Annotated in this window: 8 protein-coding genes; all 8 read right to left on the minus strand. The window is 43.2% G+C overall.

Translation table 11 applies throughout. The features are described from left to right. Positions 1 to 6: 6 nt before the first annotated feature. The 8 genes from tuf to rplL all read right to left on the minus strand — a co-directional run bounded on the left by tuf (position 7) and on the right by rplL (position 13,158). On the minus strand, positions 7 to 1,194 hold the full coding sequence (tuf, locus tag ACZYRN_RS17845) for an elongation factor Tu (protein ID WP_063964485.1): 1,188 nt from the start codon (positions 1,192 to 1,194) through the stop codon (positions 7 to 9). Between the two features lie 130 nt (positions 1,195 to 1,324). Next, positions 1,325 to 3,403, minus strand: coding sequence for an elongation factor G (fusA, locus tag ACZYRN_RS17850; protein WP_488912956.1), 2,079 nt, complete (start codon positions 3,401 to 3,403; stop codon positions 1,325 to 1,327). A gap of 48 nt (positions 3,404 to 3,451) precedes the next feature. Next, complete coding sequence (gene rpsG / locus ACZYRN_RS17855; RefSeq protein WP_018395151.1) at positions 3,452 to 3,922, minus strand: 30S ribosomal protein S7; 471 nt, start codon at positions 3,920 to 3,922, stop codon at positions 3,452 to 3,454. Between the two features lie 39 nt (positions 3,923 to 3,961). Next, positions 3,962 to 4,384, minus strand: coding sequence for a 30S ribosomal protein S12 (gene rpsL, locus ACZYRN_RS17860; RefSeq protein WP_018395150.1), 423 nt, complete (start codon positions 4,382 to 4,384; stop codon positions 3,962 to 3,964). A 262-nt stretch (positions 4,385 to 4,646) separates the two neighbouring features. Next, complete coding sequence (gene rpoC / locus ACZYRN_RS17865; RefSeq protein ID WP_488912957.1) at positions 4,647 to 8,237, minus strand: DNA-directed RNA polymerase subunit beta'; 3,591 nt, start codon at positions 8,235 to 8,237, stop codon at positions 4,647 to 4,649. A 94-nt stretch (positions 8,238 to 8,331) separates the two neighbouring features. Next, entirely contained in the window at positions 8,332 to 11,886 is a 3,555-nt protein-coding gene (gene rpoB, locus ACZYRN_RS17870; protein WP_488912958.1) for a DNA-directed RNA polymerase subunit beta, read from the minus strand. Between the two features lie 239 nt (positions 11,887 to 12,125). Next, entirely contained in the window at positions 12,126 to 12,725 is a 600-nt protein-coding gene (locus ACZYRN_RS17875) for a class I SAM-dependent methyltransferase (protein WP_488912959.1), read from the minus strand. Between the two features lie 70 nt (positions 12,726 to 12,795). Continuing rightward, positions 12,796 to 13,158, minus strand: coding sequence for a 50S ribosomal protein L7/L12 (rplL, locus tag ACZYRN_RS17880; RefSeq protein WP_488912960.1), 363 nt, complete (start codon positions 13,156 to 13,158; stop codon positions 12,796 to 12,798). Positions 13,159 to 13,240: the final 82 nt, after the last annotated feature.

Below are 13,240 nucleotides of genomic sequence, written 5' to 3' on the forward strand. Positions count from 1 at the left end.
GAAAACTTATTTTTGGATTGTTGCTACAACGCCAGCGCCTACAGTACGGCCGCCTTCACGGATTGAGAATTTAGTACCTTCTTCAATCGCGATTGGAGCAATCAATTCTACAGACATTTCAACGTTATCGCCAGGCATAACCATTTCTACGCCTTCAGGAAGGTTACAGATACCAGTTACGTCAGTTGTACGGAAGTAGAACTGCGGGCGGTAGTTAGTGAAGAATGGAGTATGACGTCCACCCTCTTCTTTAGAAAGAACATAAACTTCCGCTTTGAAAGTTGTATGCGGTGTGATTGTACCTGGTTTTGCAAGTACTTGACCACGTTGGATTTCTTCACGAGCTACGCCGCGAAGAAGGGCACCGATATTGTCGCCAGCTTCAGCATAATCAAGAAGCTTACGGAACATTTCAACACCTGTTACAGTTGTTGATTTCGGCTCTTCAGTCAAACCGATGATTTCGATTGTATCACCGACTTTGATTTGTCCACGCTCAACGCGTCCAGTTGCTACTGTACCACGGCCAGTGATTGAGAAAACATCCTCAACAGGCATCATGAATGGTTTGTCAGTGTCACGTGTTGGAGTTGGGATATACTCATCCACTGCAGCCATAAGCTCATGGATTTTTTCTTCCCACTCTGCTTCACCTTCAAGTGCTTTAAGAGCAGAACCTTTAATAACAGGAATGTCATCGCCAGGGAAGTCATATTCAGAAAGAAGGTCACGAATTTCCATTTCAACTAGCTCAAGAAGCTCTTCATCGTCTACCATGTCACATTTGTTCATAAATACAACTAGGAAAGGAACACCTACTTGACGTGAAAGAAGGATGTGCTCACGTGTTTGCGGCATTGGACCATCAGCAGCAGATACTACTAAGATACCGCCGTCCATTTGTGCTGCACCAGTAATCATGTTTTTAACATAGTCAGCATGTCCAGGGCAGTCTACGTGTGCGTAGTGACGAGTTGCAGTTTCGTACTCAACATGCGCTGTTGAGATTGTGATACCGCGCTCGCGCTCTTCTGGAGCACCATCGATTTGATCGTATGCACGTGCTTCTGCACCACCAGTTTTTGCAAGAACTGTTGTGATTGCAGCTGTTAAAGTTGTTTTACCATGGTCAACGTGTCCGATTGTACCAACGTTAACATGCGGTTTTGAACGGTCGAATTTTGCTTTTCCCATTAGGAAGTCCTCCTTCAAAATATAGAATTTAATAGTTTTTTATATAGTTCTTCTTCCGGAAAAGAAGTCTTTTTCGGAAGAAGGGAAAGCTTACAATAGTATTTATACTTGATTAGCGCGTATAAATCAATTATTGGCCTTTATTTTTTTTGATGATGTCTTCTTGAACACTCTTAGGCACTTCTTCATAATGATCGAATTGCATAGAGTAGTTACCGCGTCCTTGCGTGTTAGAACGAAGAGACGTTGCATAACCGAACATTTCAGCAAGTGGAACGAACGCTTTAACAACTTGCGCGTTGCCGCGTGCTTCCATACCTTCTACGCGTCCACGGCGTGATGTGATATCACCCATGATATCGCCAAGATATTCGTCTGGAATAACAACTTCCACTTTCATAAGCGGCTCAAGAATGACCGGGTTACATTTAGAAATCGCATTTTTAAGCGCCAATGACGCAGCAATTTTAAACGCCATCTCAGATGAATCGACATCATGGTAAGAACCATCAAAAAGACGGGCTTTAACATCGATTAACGGATAGCCAGCAAGAACACCGTTTTTCATAGCGTCTTGAAGACCTGCTTGAACAGCTGGAACATATTCACGTGGTACAGAACCACCAACAATACCATTTTCAAATTCGAAGCCTGCTCCTTCTTCATTAGGAGAGAATTCGATCCAAACGTGACCAAACTGTCCGCGTCCACCGGATTGACGGGCAAATTTACCTTCAACCTGTGCACTTGAACGGAATGTTTCACGATAAGATACTTGTGGTGCACCAACATTTGCTTCTACTTTGAATTCGCGACGCATACGGTCTACAAGAATATCTAGATGAAGCTCACCCATACCTGCAATAATAACTTCACCAGTTTCTTGATCCGTATGTGCGTGGAATGTTGGATCTTCTTCTTGAAGTTTTTGGAGTGCTGTCGTCATCTTGTCCTGGTCAGCTTTTGTTTTCGGCTCAACAGAAAGAGAGATAACTGGATCAGGGAACACCATAGACTCAAGGATAACAAGATTTTTTTCTTCACAAAGCGTATCACCCGTTGTTGTATCTTTTAATCCAACAGCGGCAGCAATATCACCTGCGTATACTTGTGAAATCTCTTCGCGGGAATTAGCATGCATTTGCAGGATACGTCCTACACGTTCACGCTTTCCTTTTGTCGAGTTTTGCACGTAAGAGCCGGATTGAAGAACACCGGAATACACACGGAAGAATGTTAATTTACCGACATAAGGGTCCGTCATAACTTTAAATGCAAGGGCCGAGAACGGCGCTTCATCGCTTGCTTCACGTTCCACTTCTTCGTCGCTGTCTGGGAGTGTACCTTTAATTGCCGGTACATCCGTTGGTGCTGGAAGATAGTCGACAACTGCATCCAACATAAGTTGAACGCCTTTGTTTTTAAATGCAGAACCAACCATAACAGGGAAGAATTCTACGTTAAGAACACCTTTACGGATTGCCGCTTTGATTTCATCATTCGTCAACTCTTCGCCGCCAAGGTATTTCTCCATTAAATCTTCATCAAGTTCCGCTACAGCTTCAACAAGCTTTTCACGGTACTCTTCTGCTTTGTCTTGATAGTCTGCTGGAATGTCCGTAACTTCTATTTCAGTCCCAAGGTCATTTCCATACAAAGTTGCTTTCATTTCAACTAAATCAATGATACCTGAAAACTCATCTTCAGCACCGATTGGAAGTTGAATTGGATGTGCATTCGCCATTAAGCGGTCATGAATTGTACCGACTGAATAAAGGAAATCAGCACCCATTTTGTCCATTTTGTTGACGAATACAACACGTGGAACACCATAAGTCGTCGCTTGACGCCATACTGTTTCCGTTTGTGGCTCAACACCGGATTGGGCATCGAGAACCGTTACGGCACCATCAAGCACACGTAAAGAACGTTCAACTTCAACTGTGAAGTCTACGTGTCCCGGTGTATCGATGATGTTAACACGATGACCTTTCCAAGAAGCGGTTGTCGCAGCAGACGTGATTGTAATACCACGCTCTTGTTCTTGCTCCATCCAGTCCATTTGAGAAGCACCTTCATGTGTTTCACCAATTTTATGGATACGGCCTGTATAATATAGAATACGCTCAGTTGTCGTTGTTTTACCAGCATCAATATGAGCCATGATTCCAATGTTACGAGTTTTGTCTAAGGAGAACTCTCTTGCCATCTATGTCTTTCTCCTTCCTGGATTAGGATAAGGTTTAATTTAAATATTTTACCAGCGGTAGTGAGCAAATGCTTTGTTTGCTTCCGCCATTTTGTGCGTGTCTTCACGTTTTTTAACAGAAGCGCCAGTGTTGTTTGCTGCGTCCATAATTTCAGCTGCAAGGCGTTCTTCCATTGTTTTTTCACCGCGAAGGCGAGCATAATTTACTAACCAGCGGAGACCTAAAGTTGTACGACGATCAGGGCGAACTTCAATTGGTACTTGATAGTTAGCTCCACCAACACGGCGTGCTTTCACCTCTAGTACTGGCATGATGTTTTTCATTGCCTGGTCAAATACTTCCATTGGATCATTACCCGTGCGTTCACGGATTGTGTCAAAAGCGGCGTAAAGAATGGCTTGTGATTTTCCTCTTTTACCGTCAACCATCATTTTATTGATGAGACGAGAAACGAGTTTTGAGTTGTACAGCGGATCAGCCAATACGTCTCTTTTTGCTACAGGGCCTTTACGTGGCATATTTTTTTCCTCCTTTCGGAAAATACGTTATGGTTTAAATTAGTTTTTTGGAGCTTTAGGGCGTTTTGTACCGTATTTAGAACGGCCTTGACGACGTGTTTCAACACCGGCTGTATCAAGTGCACCACGAACGATGTGATAACGAACACCCGGTAAATCTTTTACACGTCCGCCGCGAATAAGAACAACACTATGCTCTTGAAGGTTATGGCCGATACCAGGGATATAAGCTGTTACTTCAATACCGTTACTCAAACGTACACGCGCATATTTACGAAGCGCTGAGTTTGGTTTTTTCGGCGTCATAGTTCCAACACGAGTACATACACCGCGTTTTTGCGGAGAAAGTACATCGGTTTGAGCTTTCTTAAAGCTGTTGAATCCTTTATTAAGCGCCGGAGACTTTGATTTAGTGATCTTTGATTTACGAGGCTTACGTACTAACTGATTAATAGTAGGCATGTAAAAATCCTCCCTTCCTTTTTTCTAAGCCCACACTTCCAGGTGGCTCATTTTTGGGTAAAAACAAAGTTCTTGCAGCAAACTGCAAAAACATCATTTGCGAATAGTGGCAACGATTGTTTTGTTCCTATATCCATGCTCAGAAAGAATGGTCGTATTGGAACACCTTGATCATATTATCACTTTCACTTTTTAGTGTCAACTATATCATATAAAAAAGTTTTATCGGCATCTGTATGCACAGACACCGATAAACCATTTTTTATTCTGCTGGAACCGATTCTGCCTTTTTCATATTTGCTTCAGTTAAGCGATAGCGCTGCATACCGGTACCCGCTGGAATGAGTTTTCCGATAATGACGTTTTCTTTCAAACCAAGCAATTCATCACGTTTTCCTTTGATCGCTGCATCTGTTAGAACACGCGTTGTCTCCTGGAAGGAAGCAGCCGATAGGAATGAATCTGTTTCAAGTGATGCTTTTGTAATACCCAGTAAAATCGGACGACCCGTTGCCGGTATTCCGCCTTCAAGAAGGACTTTTTCGTTCGCATCACGGAACTGATGGATTTCAAGTAGACTGCCTGGAAGAACGTCTGTATCACCCGCTTCAAGTACACGTACTTTGCGAAGCATTTGACGCACCATTACTTCTATATGCTTATCGCCGATTTCAACACCCTGCATCCGGTATACTTTTTGCACTTCACGCAGTAAGTATTCCTGAACAGATGTAACATCTTTAATTTTCAAGTATTCTTTCGGATCAATGGAACCTTCTGTCAGCTCTTGACCGCGAGTAACAGAATCATTTACTGCTACTTTTAAGCGGGCTGTGTATGGAGCTGTATATGTGCGTGTCTCTACATCACCTTGCACGACGATTTCTTGCTGGCGGTCCTTGCCTTCATTAAGTGAAGTAACTACACCGTTAATTTCAGAAATGATCGCTTGCCCTTTTGGATTCCGTGCTTCGAAAATCTCTTGAATACGCGGAAGACCTTGCGTGATATCATCTCCTGCCACACCGCCTGTATGGAATGTACGCATCGTAAGCTGTGTACCCGGCTCACCAATTGACTGGGCAGCAATAATACCGACTGCTTCGCCCACCTCAACTTCCTGCCCCGTTGCCAAGTTACGTCCGTAACATTTCTTACATACACCATGGCGTGTGTTACATGTAAAGGCCGAACGAATCCAAACATTTTCGATGCCCGCTTCGACAATAAGTCTTGCCAATTCTTCATTGATTTGCTCATTGTCACGAACAAGCACTTTATCTGTTTCAGGATGTTTAATAGCTTTACGCGCATAACGCCCAACAAGACGTTCCTCAAGTGCTTCGATTACTTCTGTTCCATCTTTAATCGAGCTAATTTGAAGGCCACGATCTGTTCCACAGTCCTCTTCACGGACAATGACATCTTGTGCTACGTCAACAAGTCGACGAGTCAGGTAACCAGAATCGGCTGTTTTCAGTGCTGTATCGGCAAGTCCTTTACGCGCACCATGCGTCGAAATAAAGTATTCTAGTACCGTTAAACCTTCTCGGAAGGAGGATTTGATCGGAAGTTCGATAATCCGGCCGGCCGGGTTGGCCATAAGCCCCCGCATACCAGCAAGCTGCGTAAAGTTAGATGCATTACCACGTGCCCCGGAATCACTCATCATGAAAATCGGATTACGGATATCAAGTGAGTCCATTAGTTTACTTTGGATGACATCTTTCGCTGCACTCCAAATCGAAATAACGCGATCATAACGTTCTTCTTCAGTAATTAAACCGCGGCGGAACTGCTTCATGACGTTATCGACTTTGGCCTGCGCTTCCTTCAAAATACCGTCTTTTTCACCTAAAACAACGATGTCCGCAACCCCTACTGTAATACCCGCTTTTGTCGAGTGTTTAAAGCCGAGGTCCTTCATCCGATCAAGCATTTTTGATGTTTCAGTGATTTTAAAGCGTTTGAATACTTCGGCAATGATATTACCCAAAATACCCTTTTTAAAAGGTGAAATGATTTGCTGTTTAGCAATATGTTCCGGTACATTCACACCTGCCGGGATGAAATATTTTTCCGGTGTTTTCACTTCAAGGTTACTGTTTGTCGGTTCATTGATATACGGGAATGTATCCGGTAAAATTTCATTGAAGATTAATTTCCCAACCGTTGTAACAAGAAGCTGCTTATTTTGTTCTTCTGTAAATGTTTGATTTTCAAGAGATGCTGCTGCTACAGCTACACGTGTATGAAGATGAACATAGCCATTTTGATAAGCTAAGATCGCTTCATTCGTGTCTTTAAAAATGGCTCCTTCGCCAACGGCTCCTTCGCGCTCAAGCGTTAAGTAGTAGTTGCCGAGTACCATATCCTGAGACGGTGTAACAACCGGCTTCCCATCTTTCGGATTCAAGATGTTCTGTGCCGCAAGCATGAGCATACGTGCTTCTGCCTGTGCTTCAGCAGAAAGCGGAACGTGAACAGCCATTTGGTCACCATCGAAATCAGCATTGTAAGCTGTACAAACGAGCGGATGAAGACGGATTGCTCGACCTTCAACAAGTGTCGGTTCAAACGCTTGAATGCCCAGACGGTGAAGTGTCGGTGCACGGTTTAATAGTACCGGGTGTTCTTTAATAACTTCCTCAAGAACATCCCATACGTCTGATTGAACGCGTTCAATTTTACGCTTTGCACTCTTAATATTATGCGCGAGACCTCTTTCAACAAGTTCTTTCATTACAAATGGTTTAAATAATTCAAGTGCCATTTCTTTTGGAAGTCCGCACTGATACATTTTTAAGTTTGGTCCAACTACGATAACAGAACGTCCGGAATAATCAACACGTTTTCCTAGCAAGTTTTGACGGAAACGACCTTGCTTTCCTTTCAGCATATGAGAAAGAGATTTCAAAGGACGGTTACCCGGTCCTGTCACAGGGCGTCCACGACGTCCGTTATCAATTAGCGCATCAACTGCTTCTTGAAGCATGCGCTTTTCATTTTGCACAATAATGCTTGGCGCTCCCAGATCTAATAAACGCTTCAAACGATTATTTCGGTTGATGACACGGCGATATAAATCATTCAAGTCAGACGTCGCAAAACGACCGCCATCAAGTTGTACCATTGGACGAAGTTCTGGCGGAATAACCGGCAGAACATCAAGGATCATCCAATCCGGTTTATTGCCAGAATGACGAAATGCCTCAATCACTTCAAGACGCTTAATCGCACGTGTGCGGCGCTGTCCTTGTGCTGACTTTAACTCTTCTTTCAGCTGTTCTGTTTCTTTGTCAAGATCAATATCTTGAAGCAGCTTTTTAATCGCTTCCGCACCCATAGACGCCTGGAATTTCTTTCCGTATTTATCACGATATGCACGATACTCTTTTTCAGAAAGCAACTGCTTCTTTTCGAGAGCTGTATCTCCCGACTCCGTTACAACATACGAAGCAAAATAAATAATCTCTTCAAGCGCACGCGGCGACATGTCAAGAACAAGACCCATACGACTTGGAATTCCCTTAAAGTACCAAATGTGCGAAACCGGTGCTGCCAGTTCAATATGACCCATCCGTTCACGTCGTACTTTCGCTTTTGTTACCTCTACTCCACAGCGGTCACAGACAACGCCTTTATAACGAACACGTTTGTATTTACCACAGTGACATTCCCAGTCTTTCGTAGGGCCGAAAATCCGTTCACAAAATAAGCCGTCTTTTTCAGGCTTTAACGTACGGTAGTTAATTGTTTCTGGTTTTTTTACTTCTCCATAAGACCATGAACGAATCTTATCTGGTGAAGCGAGACCGATTTTCATATACTCGAAATTATTGACATCCAGCAAGGGGTCTACCTCCCTTTTCTATTACCCATTTTCCTTGAAAGCGCCTAAAAAGCGCTGAAAAAAGAGCGCTTTTTGGGCAGGATTATGAAACAAGTTAGTCTTTCGTTCCAATCGTTTCTGGTTTGACTGTTTCAGGAGCGATATTTAATGAATCCGCTTGTTGAACGTCATCTTCATCCTCAAGATCACGCATTTCTATTTCCTGATCATCTCCAGACATGATTTTCACATCAAGACCGAGACTTTGAAGTTCTTTGATTAATACTTTAAATGATTCAGGAACGCCTGGTTCTGGAACGTTTTCACCTTTGACAATTGCTTCATACGTTTTCACGCGACCGACGATATCATCTGATTTTACCGTTAAGATTTCTTGCAATGTATAAGCCGCTCCATATGCCTCAAGCGCCCATACTTCCATTTCACCAAAACGCTGTCCACCAAACTGTGCTTTACCGCCAAGTGGCTGCTGTGTAACAAGTGAATATGGTCCCGTTGAACGGGCATGGAGTTTGTCATCAACCATATGCGCTAATTTGATCATGTACATGATCCCTACTGATACACGGTTATCAAACGGTTCACCGCTCCGGCCATCATACAAAATCGTTTTTGCATCGCGGCTCATGCCTGCTTCCTCAATGGTTTCCCATACATCGTCCTCAGAGGCACCATCGAAAACCGGTGATGCAACATGAATACCAAGATAGCGGGCCGCTAGACCTAAATGAAGCTCAAGCACTTGCCCGATATTCATACGGGATGGTACACCAAGCGGATTAAGCATGATGTCAACGGGCGTACCGTCTGGCATATAAGGCATATCTTCCTCTGGCAGAATACGAGAGATAACCCCTTTGTTACCATGACGTCCAGCCATTTTATCCCCTTCAGAAATCTTCCGTTTTTGAACGATGTAGACGCGCACAAGCTGATTTACACCAGGTGGCAATTCATCGCCGTCTTCACGATTAAAGACTTTCACATCAAGGACAATACCGCCGCCGCCATGAGGGACACGCAGTGATGTATCACGGACTTCACGCGCTTTCTCACCAAATATCGCATGAAGAAGACGTTCTTCTGCCGTCAGTTCTGTTACCCCTTTAGGCGTTACTTTACCAACAAGCAAATCACCGTCTTTTACTTCAGCACCGATTCGGATAATTCCACGGTCATCAAGATTGCGGAGTGCATCTTCCCCAACATTCGGAATATCACGCGTGATTTCCTCCGGTCCAAGCTTCGTATCACGTGACTCTGACTCGTATTCTTCAATATGAATAGATGTATATACATCGTCTTTTACAAGTCTTTCACTCATAATAATGGCATCTTCATAGTTATAACCATCCCATGTCATGAAAGCAACAAGAACGTTGCGTCCAAGCGCTAGTTCACCGAGCTCCATTGATGGTCCGTCAGCGAGGATTTCTCCTTTTGTAACATGATTTCCAACTGCCACAATCGGACGCTGGTTGTAGCAAGTCCCCTGGTTGGAACGAATGAATTTTTGCAATTTATATTTGTCAAGATCGCCTTTTACTTCCTGTCCATCTACTTCTTGTACGCGGCGGACAAAAATTTGGCGTGCTTCTACTCGTTCAACAATCCCTTCATGCTTACAAATAACAGCTGCGCCGGAGTCTTTCCCGGATACATACTCCATACCTGTACCAACAATCGGTGCTTCTGGCTGCATTAAAGGAACGGCTTGACGCTGCATGTTTGCTCCCATAAGAGCACGGTTGGAGTCATCGTTTTCAAGGAATGGAATACATGCAGTCGCAGCCGATACAACTTGCTTCGGTGATACGTCCATATAATCGGCGCGCTCACGTTTAACAACGGTATTTTCACCACGGAAACGTGCAACTACTTCCTCTTCAGCAAATGAGCCGTCTTCGTTAAGCGGAACATTCGCCTGTGCTACAACATAGTTATCTTCTTCATCAGCTGTTAAGTAATCAATTCTTTCTGTCACGCATCCTGTCTCCGGATCAACACGACGGTAGGGCGTTTCAATAAAGCCAAAACGGTTTACTTTCGCAAAAGAAGATAATGAGTTGATCAACCCAATATTCGGACCCTCAGGCGTTTCAATCGGACACATACGACCATAGTGGGAGTAATGAACATCGCGCACTTCAAAGCCTGCACGCTCACGTGTTAAACCACCGGGACCAAGCGCCGATAGACGGCGTTTATGTGTTAACTCAGCCAGAGGATTCGTCTGATCCATGAACTGAGAAAGCTGAGAACTTCCAAAAAACTCTTTAATCGACGCAATAACTGGACGGATATTAATTAATTGCTGCGGCGTGATCGTTTGTGTGTCCTGAATCGACATGCGTTCACGAACAACGCGCTCCATACGAGATAACCCGATACGGAATTGGTTTTGCAACAGTTCTCCTACAGAACGAAGACGACGATTACCAAGATGATCAATATCATCGGTATTGCCAACTCCATAAAGAAGGTTGAAGAAATAGCCAATCGACGCAATAATGTCAGCCGGTGTAATGTTCTTCACGTTCATTTCCGGGAAGCCATTGCCGATAATGTTGATGACCTGCTCTTCTTCGCTGTTTGGCGCATACACCTTTATTGATTGAACGGTCATACTATCTTCAAACACACCGCCTGTTTGACTGTATGATTTAAACGATACCCCATTTTCAAGGTGTGGAATGATTTTATCCAATGTACGGCGATCAAGAATAGTTCCTGCTTCAGCGATAATTTCACCTGTTTCGGGATCAGCAAGCGTTTCAGCCAGACGCTGTCCAAACAAGCGGTTTTTCGTATGAAGCTTTTTATTCATTTTATAGCGGCCAACACTAGCTAAATCGTACCGTTTCGGGTCAAAAAAGCGGGAAACAATAAGACTTTTTGCATTTTCAACTGTTGGCGGTTCTCCCGGACGAAGACGCTCATAAATTTCAATTAACGCTTTCTCGGTTGTTTCTGTATTATCTTTTTCAAGCGTATTGCGTAAATATTCATTATCACCAAGCAAATCAATGATTTCTTGATCAGTACCAAACCCAAGCGCACGCAACAATACTGTAATCGGCAATTTACGTGTTCTGTCAATACGGACATACACAATGTCTTTAGCATCTGTTTCATACTCTAACCAGGCACCGCGGTTTGGAATAACAGTCGCAGTGAATCCTCGTTTTCCGTTCTTGTCTAGCTTCCCGTTGTAATACACACTTGGAGAGCGGACAAGCTGAGAAACGATAACGCGCTCTGCACCATTAATAATGAATGTTCCTGTCTCGGTCATAAGAGGGAAATCACCCATGAAAACTTCTTGGTCCTTTACTTCACCTGTTTCCTTATTTAAAAGACGGACTTTCACACGAAGTGGAGCAGAGTATGTAACATCACGCTCTTTTGATTCATCCACGGGATACTTCGGCTCCGCAAGGCTGTAATCAATAAATTCCAGTGCCAGATTGCCTGTGAAATCTTCAATCGGAGAAATGTCCTGGAACATTTCACGCAGACCCTCATCAAGAAACCATTGATAGGAAGCTGTTTGAATCTCAATTAAATTCGGTAATTCCAATACTTCACTAATGCGCGCATAACTTCTGCGCTGGCGGTGTCGTCCATACTGAACTAGTTGACCTGTCAACTGATTCACCCCTCAAATCAAGCGTTATAATTGCCTATAATTCATCTTAAGGCAGAGTACTACTATACTCAATAAGACAAAAAGAAAAAGGTTTTGTCAAAGAAAACCTCATTTTTATCACAAATGGCCCTATTTTGTTGTTATTGTTCCCATTCCAGCAAAAAATATTCCATTGACAAACGGGCACAATTATTATATTGGCATTTTACAATAATAGCATACGGTTTTTTAGGGGTCAATTATTTTTTAGCCCGCAAAATAAAATAGCCCTTTGATTTGGCAACTGTGTCACACGAACCAGCTATTCTCTCTAATTCTTTTATCGCAGATAGAGCGCCTTGTTTTTTTTGAATGACAACCCATATTTCGCCGCCTTCTGCGAGTTTTGCAAAACCATTTTGTAAAATGTCTAATACAGTCTGTTTACCTGCGCGAATCGGCGGATTGGTTAATACAGCTGCAAACCCCTCTTCATCCACATTTTGCAGACGGTCACTTTCATAGATTTTGACGTTCCCAACCTGGTTAAGCTGTGCATTTTTACGTGCAAGTGCTAACGCTCGATCATTTACATCGATCATATGAATAATACGGTTCGGCTGCTCAGCAGAAAGCGAAATACCTATCGGTCCGTATCCACATCCAACATCAAGAATCGGCCCTTCTATTTCCGGCCATTCAAATGTCTCAATAAGCAGTCTTGAACCAAAGTCTACTTCCGATTTTGAAAAGACACCCGCGTCTGTATGAAACGTATATTGTTTCCCCCGCAACGTATATGTAAATTGCTGCGGACGGTGTTGACTGTCCGGGTTTTTGGAAAAATAATGGTCACCCAAAGAAATTTCTCCCTTCAATAAACAAAAGCCCGCTGCTTCCAGCGGACTTTTGTATCATTGTATCAAAAAATTACTTCACTTCTACAGAAGCGCCAACTTCTTCAAGTTTCGCTTTAAGTTCTTCAGCTTCTTCTTTTGCTATGCCTTCTTTGATTGCTTTAGGCGTATTATCAACTAGTTCTTTCGCTTCTTTCAAGCCAAGGCCTGTGATTTCACGAACAGCTTTGATAACTTTAATTTTTTGGTCTCCTGCTGCTGCAAGAATAAGATCAAATTCAGTTTGCTCAGCTGCAACAGCACCACCAGCAGCACCTGCTGCTGCAACTGGCGCTGCAGCTGTTACGCCAAATTCTTCTTCGATTGCTTTTACTAGGTCGTTCAGTTCAAGAACGGACATTTCTTTGATTGCTTCAATGATTTGCTCTTTAGACATTTTGTATTTCCTCCTTAGTATTGTTTTAAATATAATTTTTTATTCAAATCTAGTTCTTGAGGCCCTCAGATGCCCAAAGTTC

The organism is Domibacillus sp. F004 (assembly GCF_057814295.1).